The sequence below is a fragment of the Spirosoma areae genome, assembly GCF_054781775.1.
In genome coordinates, this window is record NZ_BAAGTT010000037.1 from 33,115 (window position 1) to 50,991 (window position 17,877).

Here is a 17,877-nt window from a genome sequence, read left to right on the forward strand (position 1 = left end):
CATTTAGTAGAATTGCACTTCTGGATTGGTAAGAAAGTTAACGTCACACGTGCACCGAGGGCAGGAATGTAAACCAGTCTGATAATCCGAAGCCTAACACTTGCCTGACCGACTAATACCCATTGGCCAGGTGAAGTATCGTAAAGACGTATGGCTGAATTCTTGACATTACAGCACATTAAACGCCATTTACTCTACGACAGGGGTTTGGGGAATAGTCCGTAAAGCGTTCGGATGGCCATGTACCCAATCAGCAGCGTAAGACTAGTTAGCAAGACAACTGCAATGCCACGGTTCAGCATAGTTGGCCTGTAAATGGCATATTCTAAAGCCGTTTTACACAGCGCGGCAATGGGGAATCCCATACCCCACCATGTGAGCATAAAGGGTAACCTTAATAAGATAACCCGGAGGGCAATTACCGCAAATAGAAATAAACCGAAGTAGTAAAGTATCGTACTGAATAAGTCAATTCGATGCGTTAATGTATGGTACCCCTGAAAAGCGAGGGAAAATGGCAGAGTTAGCATGAACAGGGCAGGATTCACTGACTGCTCGAGTCGGTCGTCAAAAATGAGTCGGGAGAAGAGAAGGGTCAAAAAAATGAGTGCCAACCCCATTCCAATAGAAAACCCCAGCAGCCTCAATTCTTCAGCTCCCGAAAACGTCATCGAACCACCGGTAACAGCAACGTTGAACGTACCGGCTCCTGAAATGAGCCAGATTGGTGTTGCATTCAGGCGATTTTGTTGAATGGCCATCAGGCGATACGTTGTCAGGAACGAAATGGCGATCATCAGGACAGCCCCCACCAGCCAAATCAACTCGGCGATTCGGAGCGAATAAGGAGTTACTGGATTGGCAAGTAACAGGATGCTGATGGGTATGATACCGAAGAAGCTACCCACGACCGGATGCTTAAACTCGTTCATCACTTGTTGGGGATAGATAAGCGCTTTTCGGCCATATGCTATCAATAGAAAAATGAAAACAACCCAGGCTATTAGTCCCATGACTTCTGCAATACCTGCATCCGTTCGAAACAGGTGGGCCGAGAGCCGCCAGTCAGCTGTTAGTCCCGCTAAACTAACGACCGAAGCAAACAGATTTATCGGCAAAGAAGACAAAGGGCTACTCGCTGACTTCTTATCCGCCATGGTTTCGGGGGTTGGCTGTTGTCCAGTTAAATCAACCGTTTTCATAGTTCCAGTCCGTTTGGAAAGAGGTCACGCCGTAGTCAATATTCTCCCTCACTGGTATGTTCCAGGTAAGAAACTGGATGGATGAGGCCATATGCCACGACGACTGGTAGGTGAGTGTTCAAAAAGAAAGCCAATCCGCTTCAACCCGAATGTATATCCCTTAAAAACATGTTCTAAGGGATTAAATTGGCTTTTTTGCTAATTCGATGAGCCATTGATGAACACATAACTTATGGCGTAATCTCCCATCAGATAGAGTTTGCCTCCAAAACTCCAGCTATGTAGAGTTATGAGTTCAACTTTCTGTCAGACGGTTTCCACGCTATGTAACAGGTAGGCGTGTTTGAATACGAGTGTATTGAGTTAGCTTTTCCCTGGACCGCTTTAACCGATCTGTACAGGCTACCTATCCGTTTCTCTCCAACCGATTGGAGAGAAACGGATAGGTACTCTATTAAAATGGAGTACACGTTAAGCTTACTCCATCGGTGAAATCAGCAAAAGGTCAATTTCTTACGTTCTGACGCGGATTGGCAGTAGGTGGTAGCTGAAGAATTGGCTTTGGCACGCTTTTTCTTACCGCTCAGGCAATCCGCAACTCACATTTGATGGGTATCCTGCGGGTTATAATCAACAACAAATACTAACAAATTATCAGGATGAAGCTGATTAACAATTATGTCAGGCCGGGACTGCTGGTCGGGTTACTCCTATTCGTTAATGGTAAAGGGCATGGCCAGTCCAGACGAGTGTTGGACCATAACGACATCGGGTGGTACGTTTATAACGGCGATTATCGCGTTGCGAAAAAGTGGGCGATTCATACGGAATATCAATGGCGACGAATTGATCTTATCCGGACATGGCAACAGTCGCTGGCGCGGTTGGGAGCTACCTATAAGCTATCCGAGCGGGTGAAGTTTGCCGGAGGCTACACCTATCTGGCCACTTTCCCGTACGGAGCGTATCCCCAGGCCGACTTGGGTGTACCGTACCCGGAACAGCGCATTTATCAGGATGTCGAGATGAGTGAATCCTACGGACGCTTGCACCTCGCGCACCGGTTTCGTCTGGAGCAGCGATGGTTAGGGGTATTAGCGACCGAGAATCCCCGCCATGTTGCTGAATGGGAGTTTCAGAACCGAGTTCGCTACCAGATTTCCGGAAAGTTGCCCTTAGGCGGGATAACTATTGAGAACGGAAATTTCTACTTGAATTTCTTTGATGAACTCTTTATTGGTTTCGGCAAACGGGTAAACGAGAACATCTTTAACCAGAACCGAATCTCGGCGGGCATAGGCTATCAGGTTCGGAAGGGTTTGCAAGTAGAGCTAAACTATTTAAATCAGATCCTTCAACACGCCAGACCGAATGCAACAACCGGCCAACCGGTTGTTGAGATTAATAATGGGTTTCGGGTAAACGTAAATCACAGCATTGATTTGACCAAAAGAAACAAATAACCAGGTTAGACCTCAGCAGATACCTGATTCACCTGCCACGCAAAAGATGTTTTGCGTGGCAGGTGATGTGATAACGATCATGCATATACGCAATAACAATACGTGTTGTTTACCTCTACTACGTCAATATCTTTCCTGCACTGGCAGATCGTTGGGAATAAACAGCTACCCATAGAACCAGGCCGACGGGTAAAATCGTAGACACTACCCCTATCTGGGCAAATAACAAGGCACCCGTGCCGGTACCGACGATAAAGCCAAGCAGTGCCACGCCGTAGCGATTTACCTGATGCGCCAGGATCTGTTGCTGAGCTTGTGGTTGAGGACGCCGGACAAACGGAGTAATATTTGCCAGATAATCAACCAGGTCGATGGAAAACTGGGTTACGTTGATCGTCATGGTCGTCGTTGACACATAGGCCGGAAATCCTAGCCGTACGGCTGAGCTTTGAACGGCCATAGCCAGTACGCCGGTAGTGGCAATCATAAACATATCCACTGCCTCCAGCGGGTGATGCGGGTTGTCCAGAAAATACCCTAACCCGGTAAACAAAAGCAGCAACCCGGCTTCTACCAGTAGCAACTTCGGGAAGACCGCTTTAGAAGCCTTTTGGAGTAACAGGCCAAGAAGCGTAGCAAGGCTACTACCTAGCAGGTAGACGGGTATCATTAGCAATCGATTGATGTTATTGGCATCATCGGCTTTAATAAAAGAAGCGCCCACCAGCACCAGATTACCGGTGATCTGGGCGATAAAAAGCCCGGACAGGGTAATGAAGCCGACCGTATCTACGAAGCCAGTAACAAAAGCAAGGGCAAAAGTCGTTTGGCGTTCCATGAGCGTATTGAGAATCAGGCTCTAATCAGAAAGTTTGTAAATGATAAACGGCACGAAACAGCAAAACGGGCACAACTATCGGTCAGTAAATAGTGCCCGTTTTGCGATAGAGAGGCTACGTCGGCCTACGATAAGACCTTCACAATGACCGGCTTTTGCTTGCTTAGCTTATCGGTGAAGGTATGGTCGACGTTCAAGTGCGCCTGAACCAGCTCGGGTGGCGTCAGCGCCAGCCATTGATTGAGGGAGATGTCAGCGAAACGATCACTACGGAATACTTCCAGAAATCGTAAGGGTGTATCACCCGTGTTTTCCACGTAGTGACCCATGGCAAACGGTACGTAGCCCACATCACCCGCCCGATAGTCGAACGTACGGGCTTTATCTCCCGAGGTAAAGACCGTCATCCGCCCTTGGCCTTCCAGGTAGTATTGCCATTCGTCGTTGTTAGGATGCCAGTGCATTTCCCGGATGCCGCCCGGAGCAACTTCCACCAAAGCGGCTGCAATGGTTTTAGAAACGGGGAAAATAGTCGAATCAACAATCTTTACCCGGCCACCCGCCACGTCAGTATAGGCCTGTTGAGACAGATGATAGCTGAACCACTGGGGGACCCGGCCGTTTGGACTGGCTATCTGATCCGCTAAAAGGCTTTCGGGAGGGGCCGGAGCCAGGAAGATGTATTTTTCTTTAAGCGGTAAATTTTCCAGTGCTTCCAGGGAAACCCCGAAATTTTTGGCCACTACGGATCGGGGTGTGCGCGTCAGCCACTCCGTAAGCAGAAATGTATTGTTCTCCGAAAAGCTACCATCGTCAAATACCAATAAAAACTCACACCCTTCCGGATAAGCCTGAATTGAATGGGGAATCCCGGCGGGAAAATACCACAAGTCCCCTTCGTTGACATCATCAACGAAATTACGGCTATCGGCGTCGACGGCTGTAATCCTGGCCCTACCACTGATCATAAAAGCCCATTCTGCCTGTTTGTGCCAATGAAGTTCCCGCACGCCTGTGAGCTGCCCGGGGTTAAGCCGCATATTTACGCCGGCAAGCGTTGTGGAAATGGGGAGTTCCCGCTCGGTTACCTCCCTCGTCCAGCCCCCTTCTTCGAGCCGGTTATGGGCGTCGGAGAAGGAAAAACGAAGGTTGTTCACGGTTCCCTTGTCCGTGTCAGGAGGGGCCAGAAGGTCAGGATTTTCCCGATCCCGGCTGAGATTGCGAGGGCCAAAATCGGAACCTCCCCGGTTTGTACCCTGGGGCTGTGGTATGGCATCTGCCGATGCATTTTCATTGTCTGCTTTCATAATGAACCAGGTATAATTAAGATCAGATAAGCACTTAAAAACCACCGATGATGAGGAGACAACCGGGGTAGGATGCTCGTAATTTGAGCCTATTCCCTACAACAGATAAAATTGCAACGTTCTACACCAGAACGTTTGCTGGAGTTTCCTGCTCAATGCCGAGAATGTCTCGGGCTCTCTCCACATCGTCGGCGGTTCCGTGGGCCACCAGCATGAACTTGCCGGTTTTGAGTTCTGTCTCATACTGCAGGATACTGTTCTTTGGAATCCCCAAGCTATACAGAGCGGCTCCCAGCGCCGTAAACCCGCCCACTACCACGGCTCCTTCGAGAGCGGCCACCAGCGAGGCTATCAGCGGCCCGGCAATGAGCACCGGACCCAGTCCCGGCAGAAAAAAGAAAGCTGACCCGAACAGTAGGCCCCAGATACCTCCCCAGAAGGCCCCTGCACCACCCCATTTTCTGGCCCGGTCACCAAGATTATAGTACCCGATCACGTTCTCTTCCGTGTGATAATCCTGGCCGACGATGGAGAGCTTTTTCATATTGTAACCGGCCTTCTGAAGTTTTTTGACGGCGTCTTCGGCCAGTTCATGGCTATCGTAAAGAGCAACGAATGCATTTTGGTTATTCATGGCAAAATTAGAGTTTAAAGTACTGGTTATAAATACGATGTACAGATTCAATCCGGCTACTTTTCCGCATATTCTCCGGGTTCTTTCCTGGGCGGAAAGCGTTTCAATGCCCTATTGACTTCCCGGTCTACGAACTTCTGCTCATTGAAATTAGTGATGTTGGATACGGCATAGGCCCGCCAAACGAGTTCGTTGGTTTTGGTGTCGTAAATGTCCAGAATAAGGGTACCCTGCTCGTACTGGTTTACCCACCAATTGTTCCAGGATGGGCCCCACCAACCACCCGCACCGTAAAACTGTTGGCCATATCCAAAACCAAATTGAGGACTACCAATGTAATTCTCGATTTCCTTTTTCTCTTTGGCTCCGGCAATGAATGTAATGGTAATGTCAGCATTATTATTGGCGAAAGACAGTCCTTTCTTGCTCAGAATCTGCGTTACGGTTTCCTGTATGTTCTTGTTTATAAATGTACTGTCATTGTCCTTCACGCCCAGTTGGCGCATAGCTTTGCCTGGAGCAAAGGCGAACGTTTTATACTGGCCAAAGTCCACAGTGTGATCGTAGTCAACGTTGATCTGGCACTTTGCCGATAGGGCGACTAAACAAACAAATAGAGTAAGCAGGGTTGTTTTCATCAGATAGACAATTTCGTGTTTTTATACATGAGGTTACTCATTGAATGATTTGAAAAAATCAGGCAACGCTGTACTGGGCAACCGTTGGGCCACCGTTGCTCACAAGCCTGTTATACGTTGTTTATTAAGAGACGGCCGTGTACTACCGTTGATTCACAGTGGCATACAGTCAAGACGCTATTTTTGGCACATAAATGAAACCGGAGCTTGCTTTACAACAACATCGGCTGTCTTATCGGCCTTCTAAACACCGGCAACTCAGTTGTATTGTGCCAAATTAGATGCCACATCAGCAGCCTGAGTAGAAAGGGATAAAATCTTGAGCTAATCATTTGACAATCAGAACAGCATTACAACAAATAGCTCAACTACTATCAACTGATGCAACTCCATTGTATTGGAATTTATCATCATGGCTCCACCCTACTGGAGACTTCTCCAACACGAATGTACTGGGTGAGTTTCGTTGGCAGTAATTAGGGTAGATAGTGATGTTAAACGGTAAAGACACTCTAGTATGGAGAAGACAAATGGCTTCGCTAAAACAGAGTTATGGGCTACCAATTTATTGCAGGGATACAGCACTGATCAGGAATAGTTTGAAAACAGATAGATAGTTTAACCGTCGCGTAGCTGACCCAGTATTATGGCTGATTACTTGGGGCTAATCTCTACCAAACCAGCTTTTACCTTTCGACTCATAGTTGCTATGCTCAGAGCAACAGGCTGACCCAACCGTACATGGTGGTCCCGACAAAGCTGTTTATGCCTACTGGCGCAACGTACTTAGTTAGGATGATCCGGTTTATTTGGCGAGAACCTAACAAAAAGCCCTAATCGAATCCGAGGTTCGTATTAGGAATGTGTTTCAGGCGGGGCAGCCCGGTTACGAGCTGTACAGTCCCGGTTTCCATGTTATAAGCTTAACGTTCGATTTAAAAATCCTGGCATGGTTCGCCAGGTCCGTCAGGGGCTGTATCTAGTTTTGGGTTGTCAAAGCTGGGGTGGTACAAACGGGTAAAGAGATTTGCTTATTGGAAGCGGCCGTAACGACCACTACGATCTAGCCCAGTTTATCCTGAACCCAAAGATGGATGAGGAGTTCTGAGTCGGGTTGAGTACCTTACCTTACCTGCCGATTCATTGAAGAAGCACTTAAGCCATTAGCCATTGGTTGCTTCGAATGACCATGTATACACTCAAACTTAATAGCGTTAAAACTCCACCTCATTGGAGGTTATGGATAAACCTACTGCTTATTGGAGAATACGTACCTAAATTAGCAAAATGAATGATTAGTAAGCTGTTGAAAATCAATGTTTTATCTATAATTCTGGCTCATTTTTCGTTTTGGTATCTTATTTGGCGTCCTAAGTTGTAGAACTGATCTCCTCATCGAGTTATAGTCGGCTAGCAGCATTAGGGGATTACCCATTAATCGGGCGGTGGGCTCAATGTCCTAACTGCGGTGTGATGAGAACCGTTTATGTTACTCGGCAACCTGATAGTCAGATGCCAATATTCACCAAATTGTAACTATGGAAAAGCGCATTTTAGGGCTTCATCACATCACGGCCATTGCTAACAGTGCCCAACGCAACTTTGATTTTTATACCCATGTGCTGGGACTGCGGCTGGTAAAAAAAACAGTCAATTTTGATGATCCCAGCACCTACCACCTTTATTATGGCAATGAAGAAGGTACGCCCGGGACCATCCTTACCTTCTTCCCGTGGGAAGGTATAGGACCGGGTAAAAACGGGGTTGGCATGGCCACTGAAATTGGGTACTCAGTTCCCCAGGATAGTCTGGATAACTGGGCTGGTCGGTTTCACGAGTTTGGCGTATCGATGGGCGAACCGGCCGAACGGTTTGTCGAACGCTACCTGCCATTTATCGACCCGGATGGTCTGTCTCTTTCCTTTATCGTTTCTAAAGCCACCGACGACCGTCCGGCCTGGGAAACGGCGGATGTAAAGCAGGACATGGCAACCCGGGGGTTTCATAGTGTTACGCTAACTCTGCAAAATATTGACAAAACGGCTAAGGTACTAACTGATATTTTCGGTTACAGTTTGCTGGCGCAGGAAGGAAACCGCTATCGATTCATGACTGATGCCATAGAGAATGCGTCGATTGTCGACCTACTCGAAGAACCGAAAGCGGAATTAGGCCGGAATGCTGCCGGAACGAACCACCATATTGCCTTCCGGGTAGCAAATGAAGCCATCCAGATGGAATACCGCGAAACGATTTTACGTAAAGGATTACAGATTACCCCAAAAATAAACCGCGACTATTTCTTTTCCCTCTACTTCCGCGAACCGGGTGGCGTCTTGTTTGAGATAGCTACCGATAATCCTGGCTTTACAGTCGATGAGCCGTTAGAGAAACTGGGCGAGAGTCTAAGGCTACCTGGGCAGCACGAAGCCTTGCGAACAAACTTAGAAAGTACCTTACCAGCCCTGAAATAAATTTCCCAATGCAGGATGGTTAATATAAAACTGAAATTTAATGAAAAGCAGAAAGGTGCCTTTTTTATTTATGAGGCAGGGGCTGAAATCGGGGAAATGATCATTGATATCGCAAAAAATATCCTGACGGTTTACCATACAGGAGTGATTCCAGAGGCAAAGGGGAAAGGGAATGCCAAACAGCTAGTTGAAACAATGGTCGCTTACGTGCGGGAGCATAAGCTGACTGTACGTCCGCTTTGTCCTTATGTGTTGGCTCAGTTTAGACAGGATCCCGATCAGTATCTGGATGTATGGGAGCAGACAGGGCACTAAAACTTACCCATTTACCGTGTGAACATGTTAATTCCATAAATGATGAACCAGAAAGCAATTCTCACGGCTGGGCAACCCCTGGCGAATGCCGCCAGGACCCTGATTTTACTGCATGGCAGAGGGGGAACGGCCAGTGATATTCTGTCAATAGCCAACCATCTGACCGTTTCTGATTTCGCTCTATTGGCACCTCAGGCTCCAGACAACAGTTGGTATCCAGCATCCTTCTTGGCTCCGGCCGCACAAAATGAGCCCTGGCTTTCCTCTTCGCTGAGTATGCTGGCTGATTTAGTCAAATCGCTTGGCAGCCAAGGCATTCCGCCCGAACGCCTGTATTTTGTTGGGTTTTCTCAGGGGGCCTGTCTCACCCTGGAATTTGTTGCCCGGCAGGCAACTCGGTATGGGGGCGTGGTTGCCTTTACCGGTGGGCTGATTGGGGATAAAATCTACCCCGAAAAGTACATTGGTACGTTTTCAGAAACGCCCATTTTTATTGGCACCGGCGACCCTGATGTCCACGTACCAGTTAAACGGGTGCATGAATCAACTGTATTGTTAAAGAGCATGGGAGCCAATATAACTGAGAAAGTTTATGTGAATATGGGCCACACCATTAGTCAGGGTGAAATTAACGAAGCGAATTCGCTTATTTTTAAACAGTTATAAGGCAGCCGGGCGGATGTAAAATCTAGCGGCCAGGTGTTTCATCATTCGAGTGTTTTAACCGGCACAGTGCTGCACAATGGTATTTGGTCTGAAACACGGTTTAGAAAAAAAAACCGGAACGAATAGAAATGAATGTACCATCGGTTGAAAAAGAGCCGACAGCCGATACGATAGCCAAATCGAACGGACTCAACCAAATCCCTCCTCCATAGCCCTGATGCCACCGGGTGGATACTTCGCCATCCGCCCACACCCGGCCATTATCAGTCAGCGCTAATAGACCAAATTGGCCACGGGTTAAAAATGATTTGAATTCAAACAGGCGCACTCGCAGTTCCAGGTTTTGGTAGAGAGAGCTACGGCCACTGTAGCGATTGCGCGGATAACCACGCAGATTCGCCGTCCCACCCAGGGTATTTGCCTGGAAAAACTCAAATTGCCCAAGAATTGTAGCCCCCCCGACCCGGATAGCCAACCCCAGCTTATTCCTGCTTATTGGCCAATAACCCGATACATTTACCACGAAGGGAGTGTAAGCATTTGTACCATTCAAACTTTGTAGCCAGCCTGTTCTGATCTCGGCCCGTAGGCCCCGTTGAGGTTGGAGCGGGTTATCCGTTTTGTCGAATTGGTAGCTAGCAGTGATGCCAGCATAGGGCTTGGTGCCAAAATCGGCTTGTGTCAAGCCCGAAGTTTCACTGCTGCTAATTCGATTCTCCTGTTGTCGGGTAACAGTATATTTATATTGAAGACCTAATTCCAGGGTTGAGGATGAAGTTATTTTCCGGCTTAGTCGGCCACCAAGCTCATACTGGTTAAACCGTAGCCGGTAATAACTTAGCTTTGAGACGGGTAATACATCACTTTCCAATCGAGCAGTTTCATTGCCCAACCCGTAAAAGTTATAGACCCAATTTGCTACTCCTGCTTCTGCCCCCATCAGCAAATCCCAGCCGCTAATAATTGAGTGAAATCGTCCCTCATAATGCAGTCGAAGTGCTTTGGTACGAAAAGCGAAACTGGCTGTTAACTGGTGGTTAGCTGCGACTGGTACTTTGCGAAAACCGTGATGACCAACTAAAATTGTCCCCCCCAGTACTAACCCATCATCAACGTTCCAACCCGGTTGTAAGATTGGCTGGGCATAATCATACTGAAAAGTCGAATCGAATCGATTGACTGCCGGATTAAGAGACAGTCGTCGATGAGCCACAGTATTGACGGGCATACGGATACCATCCTTTGTATCGTACACCCACATGCCATGGTTAATTCGGGCCATTAGGGTACTATCTGTTCCCTGCCCCATCAACTGATCTTGTCCCGGACCCCCAATGATCCGAATTCGAATGCCTCGCTTAGATATACCTCGCTCAATAAACCGATCATCACCTCCCAATCCAAAAAGTCGGATTTCACGGGTTTCATTTGGTTGAAACAATCGGTAAAATAGAGTATCGCCTAGTTGCCCGTTGCCCTTTTCAGCAACGACATGAATCAAAGTCTGTCCGGTTTTAAGTCGGTCGATGAGAAAATGGTCTTGTTGCTGAGTGCCCACAATTGTAACTGTTTGTGCAAGAATGCGATAGTATGCGAGAGCAACATCCGGAAGCGCAACCCGGCGGGCTTTTAACGTCCGGTTGATAGTAGCTCCATGCAACCGGTAAACAGCAACCGGCCATACCTGTAGAGCCTGATCTATTACTTCATCTGTCAGGCACTTGGTGAGGCTATCGGCCAGACTTAGCCAATCGGCCTGCGTGAGTTCTGTCAGAAGCATTCTATCTATCCGTCTTGCGTTAAAGTTCAGCCCTTTGATGTCAGTGAAGTGGGGAGAGAACGTTTGAAAACGCCGGGCAGCCCATTTACGAGTCCCCAGAAACGGTATTAATCCGTCATAGCGAGCAAATGCCTGATCCCGGTCCCGTGGAATTGGCCGGTATATCGTTTGGTTACTTCTTTTTACGGCTGCCCAACGCCACTGATCCTCGTGCCGATCCCAGTCACCAATCCACATATCAAATAATCGAGCCCATGCAAATGCCCGTGCATCTGTGCGATGCCGGTAGTCTGCATGGATATCAGCCCACATACGCTGGGTATTAACGATCTTGTGGGCGAAGCCAAATTGGGGGTGAGCTGATTCATCACCCTCAGGCCGTTCTTCGAGCTGTGCGATACTACCCCCAAAATCCGGCTGATTCAAACCCAAACTTGAATCAGCCGGAACCCAGACAAGTCGGGGGGTGGCGTGCAAGATTCCCACGGCCTGGGCTAATGGTGCAGCCACCAGAGCAGAATAGGGATGTGAGGCAGAAATCTGGTCCTGAAGGATAGATGCAACTATAGTTTTCCGGAAAGCGATTGGCAGTAGTTTTTCTGGATTCTTATTCACTAATCGGAGAACATAATGAAACCCGTCGTTGCCCTTAAGACGAAGGGAGAGTGTTTGTAAACCTCCTCCGCGCTGTTCTACCGTAAGGCCACCAGCCTCACGTTCCAGATTTAATTTGGGCAAGTGAAGTGGAACCGCCCACACGTCCCGGTAATGTTTCCCGAACAGAAAAGTCATCCCCTTACGGACTGTGTACCGATTGGTAGCTCGTACAACGACCGAGTCCTCCTGTATGGGGGGATGGTGCAGCTTCCAGAAATTAATAGTGCCGAGTTGAGCAAAACTGGGTGATCCCGTCCCCAAATACATGAACAGGAAAAATTTCAGGTTACTGAGACGATGAGCATCGTGGAATGTAAGACGTCTTCTCATGCAGCATATGGTTAAGGCCTCTATTTTACAGATTGATGGATTCCTGGCTGAGTTGTTAGCTGTAAGCAACTGTCATTAGTCTCCAGCGATTTTCAGGCGTTATTTTAACAACATGAACACTCCACTCCGGCAATCGCATTACGGGTTAAAATAATCAGAAGGAAACCAGTTTCCACGAGCCCCGGACATCATCAATAAACCGGAATGGATTGGCTACACCAGTAATTAATCCTTAGTGGAAGGCTACGAACTATGGAAAACAGGTGGTATGCTTTACCGTGTCAATTCATGTTTAGATAAAACACGACACTGCAAACAAGTCAACTCTCGTGCCAGTTGGTCACCATTATCTTACTCGCTTGAAAACCAGTAAAGCGTGAGTGAAAAGCTATATTTCAGCGGTAGATTAGCTGGGGGAGCGTACGTAGATCCCTCGAACACCTCCAAAATTAAAGCTATAAACTCCATCAGACTCCAATAATTTAGAGTCTGATGGAGTTTATAGCTGAGATAAATTTTAGAATTGGTTGATAGTATCAATATGTAAAGTCAGTCAGAGCCTTCATAATTTGGATTTATGGATTCATCATTAAACTCAAGGCGGATTGTTACGCCAGGTGAACTTGTGATCATTAGCTCTGAGCCTAACTGCTCGCTAAGACCGTACATAAGCGACATGCCAAGTGATCGACTACATGAAGGATCGTAACCTGCTGGTAAGCCAACCCCATCGTCAGCAACCGTAAGCTCGTAGGTCCCACTAGTCACTTGATGCAATGAGAGACTTACAACTCCAGAACGACCATGCGGAAACGCGTATTTGAGGGCATTAGTGATTGCCTCGTTAATGATTAGGCCCAGCGGTACAGCTTGGGTAACATCCAACGCCAGGCGATCTATCAACAGATTAAAGCGAACGGATTCGAGTTGTATATAGGAATCGCGTAGGTAATCGACCATATCGTTAATATATGAGGTCATGTCAACACGGGCTATCTGCTCAGACTGATAGAGTTTCTGATGAATCAGGGCCATGGCCTGCACCCGGTGCTGACTTTCCTGGATGGCCGACAGGGCCGCTTTGTCCTGAAGAGAAGCGGCCTGGGAATTTAGCAGGCTCATGACAATCTGTAGGTTGTTTCTGACCCGGTGATGGATTTCCTTGAGCATCCACTCTTTCTCCTCCAGTAATGCGTCTTTCTCGCGCAAAACGCTTTCCAGCGTGTCATTCTTTTGATTGATTTTAAGCTGTATACTCTCTAATAAATGGTTACTTTTTTGCTTCAATCGGTACCTGTTATAACCCAATCCCAGCAATAATACCAGCATGAAAGCGCCGGCCAAGGTTCCGTTGCGGATCAGTTGAGCCTGATCCAATTGATGCTGTTGTAATTTTCCCTGCTCGGTTAGCAATAGAATGTTTTTTTCCTTCAGCTGTATATCCTGATCTTTCTTGGCGGTTTGGTATTGGATTTCCAATTGAGCAATCTGGCGGTTTTTGCTTTCGGTGAACAGCGAGTCCCGTAAACGAACATAGCGTTGAAAATTAACAATAGCCGACGGATAATGCCCTAAGGTTGAATCCAACTGAAACCATTGTAAATGATTATTAGCTAAAGCGATAGGCGAACCCTGTACAAGGCAAAGCTGGTGGTTAATAGCCAAATATTTTTTGGCTGGTCCGTACTGTTTGCTGGCGAGGAGAAACCCAATGACAGACTGGTAGGTAGTAGCCAGACCCGGACTTCCGGCTCCATCTTTTTGGGCAAGTTTTACTGCCTGATCACAATAGGGTTGCGCCCGGTTGAATTGTTGCAAACTGCGGTATGTATCCATAAAACGAGTCGCCAGAATAATACGACTCTCGAAATAAGTAGGCGGGTACTTATCAGACATGTTACGAAGAAAAGCGAGCGCTTGCCTAGGTTTTCCTGAGTTCACCATTAGGGAGTTAAGGTTACAGGACAGATATATAATTGATGGAACATGTTTATACGTCAAAGCAATAGCCAGTGATTTTCTGAAACAAGTGTGCGCTGGGCTGTACTGCCCGAGTGCCTGATAAGTAATGCCCAAGCGATTATAGATAGTACAAAGTTGTAAATCTGTGCCACCCCGCAATTGGGCCGTTTTGATTGCCTGTAAACCGTATGCTAGTCCGGCTTTAAAATCACCGATTTTTGTAGATACAAATCCAAGTAAATCGTAAACCTGATCGACATGAGGATGACTAGTGGAGCGGTATAGTATTAAGGCTTGCTGTAATTCCTTTAATGATTGGCGATAGTTCTCCTGCAACTGAAGCAAATCGCCCTGCTCCTTCAATAACTCAGCTACTTTTTTCCTTTCGCCTGTCTGATTAAAGAATGACAAAGCCTGCTGGTTGAGATTGATTTTCGACGAAACGTCCGAAGCCGTGTTGGAATAGTATTGGGTCAATTCAGAATATACGTAACCTAATTGCGCCAGTTCACCGTACTTCCTAAATAGGTAAAAAGCCCGTCCGGCATAGGCTTTCCCCAAGGGCCAGTCTCCTTTTTCCCGCAGTGCTTGTCCTATTATCAGATAACTTCTTCCTTCGCCTTTGTGATAATGCAGAGAGCGGCTAAGAGTCGTAGCCTGTTTGGCAAACAGCAACGCCGTATTTAGGTCGCTTGCCAGCTCACCCGGCCTGTGTACATAGCTATAACTCAGGTCAATCAACAGCTTTACCCGGTTGGTATCGGCTTTGCTCCTGGTCAATTGCTTCTGTAAAGTGTCTATCTGATATACAGGCGACTGCGCCCACACTGGCACTACAAAAAACCAGAGTGTTACAGTGAGTATTATCAATTTCATTCTTTTAAATGTCAGTAAACCGCGCCAATTCATAAACTACTAAAGATAGCTGGAATGCGATAATTCTTTTTTGATAGGCATCTTTTCGTAAGATAAAGTAGTATACATCGTGGGCGAATGGTTGTAACTTCACCTATAAATTTTACCTGCCAGAATGTTGGCCCGCCCGGTCTGTCGTTCTACTTGCTTATGAGGCAACCAAATAAATGTCCTGGAAGAAGTACAATCTGTATATCTCGGAGGTGCTAGTCATGATTCAATTTCGGGGATCAGTACAATTCTGGAACAACACCCGTTGGCGCAACAATCGCACCGGCGAACCGGTCAAAATTCAACCGCCCGTACCCTTGGCGTTTAATCATCTTTAGTCAATTCACCTGCCCCTCGGTTTGACCGCGCCACGGTGGCCGTTACTCAACTCCAAACAAAAACGCTTGCTCAAAATCTACCGCCTAGTTCAAACTCAAGGTGGTACTGGAAGTCATCAGGGAAAAGGAGACCCTGACCTTTATCAGCAAGCGGCACGAGATAAACCGCAACCAGATTATATGGGTTCCCAATTAGTTGAACAGCTTTTGGATTAAATTAGGCTTGTTGTTGTAGCCTTTAAAGTTACACTTTTCTTTTACTTGCTCTATCGACCCGGTTCTATTCGTTCGACGTACCACTGAGAGGGGGCTGATAGCCTAACAACTGATGCTTTCGTTCATAATTGTAGTAGTGAAAGCACTTATCTATCTAGTCCTTCCATAGAGATAATCCACACTTAGCCCGCAAATACAAGTGTTCATATGGCTTCGGACACTCGGTTCAGCGTGCGTCATAACCGTTTTACGAAAATATTGTCCAACGCGCGGCCAAATCCATCTGACATCTAGTAATTTGGCGAATCTAAACAGGATGTGTTATACACCCCATCTATATACTTGGTTGAACTAACCAGCCAAGGCATGAAAGGTTTTTCGGGCCGACATGACCAATCAAATGCGTTTATGCACCTGGCCAATTAATGGACATTAAAATAAGAAATATAATGTTACTGGTCGGAACCTGATCCTATTTTTTAGTGAAAATAGTATCCGACCCGCCACTTGATTTTATTCATAATTACATGAACACAAGACTATTAATGGTTCTTAGTGCCTTTGCTATGGGGGCTGCCGGACTACTCTTATCGTTCTTCCCCCAAGAAATATCAACTTATTTGGGTTCCTGCAAAACCCAGCCTGTACTCTTACTACTATTAGGAGCGCTCTACTTTAGCTTTGCGATGGTCAACTGGACGGCGAAAGCAAACCTGATTGGTGGTATTTATAGTAAACCTATCTCGACTGGCAATTTCGCCCATTTTCTTATAGGCAGTCTTGCCTTTGATAAACTAGCTTTTATTAGTTCGTTTGAGCCAGCACTAGTAGGAGCAGGATTGATCTACTCAGTTTTTGCTATTTTATTTGGTTATGTTTTCTTCACACATCCGGGGTGAGTATTTCGGCATGAAGCGTCAACCTGCATCTGTAGTCCAAAACGGCCCCAAATGAAAATAAGGTTTTCTGCTGTCTCTACCCATTCTTTTGTTGGTTAGCCTGTACATAAGCATACAAGTTTGTTTTGCTGACCATCAGTAAAACGCAGATTTTCTTAATCTAACCTCAATTCGTGATTAGCCTGGAGGTGCGGAGCGTCCATGTTCAGTTATTGAGTGATCTTGATCCGGCGGGCACACGGGTACCGGCGCATCGGGCGCACATCAACAAGCAGACAATGGGGCGATTGGTCAAATAATTAGCCGAAAGCGGCTATGTTTCGATCCAAGTTGACAGGGCCGATAAACGTACGCAGCAAGTGCAGTTCACCGACTGGAGTTGTGCATTTCTTACGTATCTGGCGACGCCGCCGGGTTATTGAAAGCTGGTTTTACGCTTTCATAACAAGTGGCCAATTAAAGATAGGCTGCAGATGGAATGTCATCCAGTTTTGAAGCTGGTTCATTCGCGGGGACAAGAGAATCGCATTACCTGCTAAAGAGAAACCAGCGTATTGAATAGATCGACACTTACGGAAGCTTAAACGTTCACCAGAACGATCCCGACCTTTGTAGGCGAGAGCGCTTCTAAAGGAGGCCCGTCGACCGGATTTAGCTTTTTAGGAAAGTCTTTACTCCAACTGAAAGATGAGGGTCTTCGGCAACAGGTAACGGTTTGATTTGTTCCAAGGCCTTTGAGTTACTCATATTAGTTAGTGTTAAATGGTGATGAATTTAAGTAAATTTTTGTCAAAGTACATAATTAGGCGTGCCGACGGCACACTAGGGCGAGCAGTCAGATGCCATACGTAGGGGAGGCATTCCGTAAATCAGGCCTGACGAAAATTGTTAGCCAGGTTCGACGCGCTATTCGAAAAAAGTAAGGTATCAAAAATAAAAGCGTCAGGATTAAACCTATTAAGTAATAATTCAAATCAACTTCTAGCCATACCACCACGATAAAAAAGGTTATTAGTATCCAGATGGTATAAAATGTATAACTGATAAACATCGATGCCCAATAAAAACCCGGCTCAGGATTAAAATTCAGGTCACAGTTGGAGCATTGGTCATGCATGTCGTCGAAGTGTCGGTTAAAGGCGCTGCTTTTTATAAAAAAATCTCCTTTGTGGCAGCGGGGGCATTTGTTAAATAAAACGCTGTACAAACGACTGTTATAAAACATTGTTGCTTGTTCGTAAGTGTGAGTGAT

The 17,877-nt window shown here is 46.7% G+C and carries 13 protein-coding genes; 5 read left to right on the forward strand and 8 right to left on the reverse strand.

Features of this window, described 5'->3' with window-relative positions; genetic code table 11:
- Positions 1–194 precede the first annotated feature (194 nt).
- Complete coding sequence (locus ACYVI1_RS22625; RefSeq protein WP_460913110.1) at positions 195–1,202, reverse strand: SLAC1 anion channel family protein; 1,008 nt, start codon at positions 1,200–1,202, stop codon at positions 195–197.
- Positions 1,203–1,861: 659 nt separating this feature from the next.
- Between ACYVI1_RS22625 and ACYVI1_RS22630 the strand changes: the two genes are divergently transcribed.
- Positions 1,862–2,665, forward strand: coding sequence for a DUF2490 domain-containing protein (locus ACYVI1_RS22630; RefSeq protein WP_460913111.1), 804 nt, complete (start codon positions 1,862–1,864; stop codon positions 2,663–2,665).
- 118 nt (positions 2,666–2,783) lie between these two features.
- On the opposite strand, the gene ACYVI1_RS22635 is transcribed toward ACYVI1_RS22630, so the two are convergent.
- From ACYVI1_RS22635 to ACYVI1_RS22650, 4 genes are all read right to left on the reverse strand, one after another.
- Positions 2,784–3,503, reverse strand: a complete 720-nt coding sequence (locus tag ACYVI1_RS22635) for a YoaK family protein (RefSeq protein ID WP_460913112.1) — start codon at positions 3,501–3,503, stop codon at positions 2,784–2,786.
- 125 nt (positions 3,504–3,628) lie between these two features.
- On the reverse strand, positions 3,629–4,810 hold the full coding sequence (locus ACYVI1_RS22640) for an oxalate decarboxylase family bicupin (protein ID WP_460913113.1): 1,182 nt from the start codon (positions 4,808–4,810) through the stop codon (positions 3,629–3,631).
- A gap of 121 nt (positions 4,811–4,931) precedes the next feature.
- Complete coding sequence (locus ACYVI1_RS22645; protein ID WP_460913114.1) at positions 4,932–5,444, reverse strand: general stress protein; 513 nt, start codon at positions 5,442–5,444, stop codon at positions 4,932–4,934.
- Between the two features lie 56 nt (positions 5,445–5,500).
- Complete coding sequence (locus tag ACYVI1_RS22650) at positions 5,501–6,082, reverse strand: DUF4136 domain-containing protein (protein WP_460913116.1); 582 nt, start codon at positions 6,080–6,082, stop codon at positions 5,501–5,503.
- A 1,538-nt stretch (positions 6,083–7,620) separates the two neighbouring features.
- Between ACYVI1_RS22650 and ACYVI1_RS22655 the strand changes: the two genes are divergently transcribed.
- The 3 genes from ACYVI1_RS22655 to ACYVI1_RS22665 are packed head-to-tail and all read left to right on the forward strand — an operon-like array spanning position 7,621 to position 9,537.
- Positions 7,621–8,556, forward strand: a complete 936-nt coding sequence (locus ACYVI1_RS22655) for a ring-cleaving dioxygenase (RefSeq protein ID WP_460913117.1) — start codon at positions 7,621–7,623, stop codon at positions 8,554–8,556.
- Positions 8,557–8,571: 15 nt separating this feature from the next.
- Complete coding sequence (locus ACYVI1_RS22660; protein ID WP_460913118.1) at positions 8,572–8,871, forward strand: GNAT family N-acetyltransferase; 300 nt, start codon at positions 8,572–8,574, stop codon at positions 8,869–8,871.
- 42 nt (positions 8,872–8,913) lie between these two features.
- Positions 8,914–9,537 (forward strand): alpha/beta hydrolase, encoded by a 624-nt coding sequence (locus ACYVI1_RS22665; RefSeq protein ID WP_460913183.1) that lies wholly within the window; start codon positions 8,914–8,916, stop codon positions 9,535–9,537.
- 100 nt (positions 9,538–9,637) lie between these two features.
- Here the strand turns inward: ACYVI1_RS22665 and ACYVI1_RS22670 are convergent, their stop codons facing one another.
- Both ACYVI1_RS22670 and ACYVI1_RS22675 read right to left on the reverse strand, forming a co-directional pair.
- On the reverse strand, positions 9,638–12,304 hold the full coding sequence (locus tag ACYVI1_RS22670) for a BamA/TamA family outer membrane protein (protein ID WP_460913119.1): 2,667 nt from the start codon (positions 12,302–12,304) through the stop codon (positions 9,638–9,640).
- Between the two features lie 549 nt (positions 12,305–12,853).
- Entirely contained in the window at positions 12,854–15,175 is a 2,322-nt protein-coding gene (locus ACYVI1_RS22675; RefSeq protein WP_460913120.1) for a histidine kinase dimerization/phosphoacceptor domain -containing protein, read from the reverse strand.
- 1,078 nt (positions 15,176–16,253) lie between these two features.
- Between ACYVI1_RS22675 and ACYVI1_RS22680 the strand changes: the two genes are divergently transcribed.
- A complete protein-coding gene (locus ACYVI1_RS22680; protein WP_460913121.1) occupies positions 16,254–16,625 on the forward strand; it encodes a hypothetical protein in 372 nt (123 codons plus the stop codon).
- An 835-nt stretch (positions 16,626–17,460) separates the two neighbouring features.
- Here ACYVI1_RS22680 and ACYVI1_RS22685 read toward each other — a convergent pair.
- Positions 17,461–17,850 (reverse strand): DUF983 domain-containing protein, encoded by a 390-nt coding sequence (locus ACYVI1_RS22685; protein WP_460913184.1) that lies wholly within the window; start codon positions 17,848–17,850, stop codon positions 17,461–17,463.
- Positions 17,851–17,877: the final 27 nt, after the last annotated feature.

Excerpts from the sequence above, each read along its gene's own strand:
- ACYVI1_RS22625 (WP_460913110.1), bottom strand. The coding sequence starts at position 1,202 with ATGAAAACGGTTGATTTAACTGGACAACAGCCAACCCCCGAAACCATG.
- ACYVI1_RS22630 (WP_460913111.1), top strand. The coding sequence starts at position 1,862 with ATGAAGCTGATTAACAATTATGTCAGGCCGGGACTGCTGGTCGGGTTA.
- ACYVI1_RS22635 (WP_460913112.1), bottom strand. The coding sequence starts at position 3,503 with ATGGAACGCCAAACGACTTTTGCCCTTGCTTTTGTTACTGGCTTCGTA.
- ACYVI1_RS22640 (WP_460913113.1), bottom strand. The coding sequence starts at position 4,810 with ATGAAAGCAGACAATGAAAATGCATCGGCAGATGCCATACCACAGCCC.
- ACYVI1_RS22645 (WP_460913114.1), bottom strand. The coding sequence starts at position 5,444 with ATGAATAACCAAAATGCATTCGTTGCTCTTTACGATAGCCATGAACTG.
- ACYVI1_RS22650 (WP_460913116.1), bottom strand. The coding sequence starts at position 6,082 with ATGAAAACAACCCTGCTTACTCTATTTGTTTGTTTAGTCGCCCTATCG.
- ACYVI1_RS22655 (WP_460913117.1), top strand. The coding sequence starts at position 7,621 with ATGGAAAAGCGCATTTTAGGGCTTCATCACATCACGGCCATTGCTAAC.
- ACYVI1_RS22660 (WP_460913118.1), top strand. The coding sequence starts at position 8,572 with ATGGTTAATATAAAACTGAAATTTAATGAAAAGCAGAAAGGTGCCTTT.
- ACYVI1_RS22665 (WP_460913183.1), top strand. The coding sequence starts at position 8,914 with ATGAACCAGAAAGCAATTCTCACGGCTGGGCAACCCCTGGCGAATGCC.
- ACYVI1_RS22670 (WP_460913119.1), bottom strand. The coding sequence starts at position 12,304 with ATGAGAAGACGTCTTACATTCCACGATGCTCATCGTCTCAGTAACCTG.
- ACYVI1_RS22675 (WP_460913120.1), bottom strand. The coding sequence starts at position 15,175 with ATGAATTGGCGCGGTTTACTGACATTTAAAAGAATGAAATTGATAATA.
- ACYVI1_RS22680 (WP_460913121.1), top strand. The coding sequence starts at position 16,254 with ATGAACACAAGACTATTAATGGTTCTTAGTGCCTTTGCTATGGGGGCT.
- ACYVI1_RS22685 (WP_460913184.1), bottom strand. The coding sequence starts at position 17,850 with ATGTTTTATAACAGTCGTTTGTACAGCGTTTTATTTAACAAATGCCCC.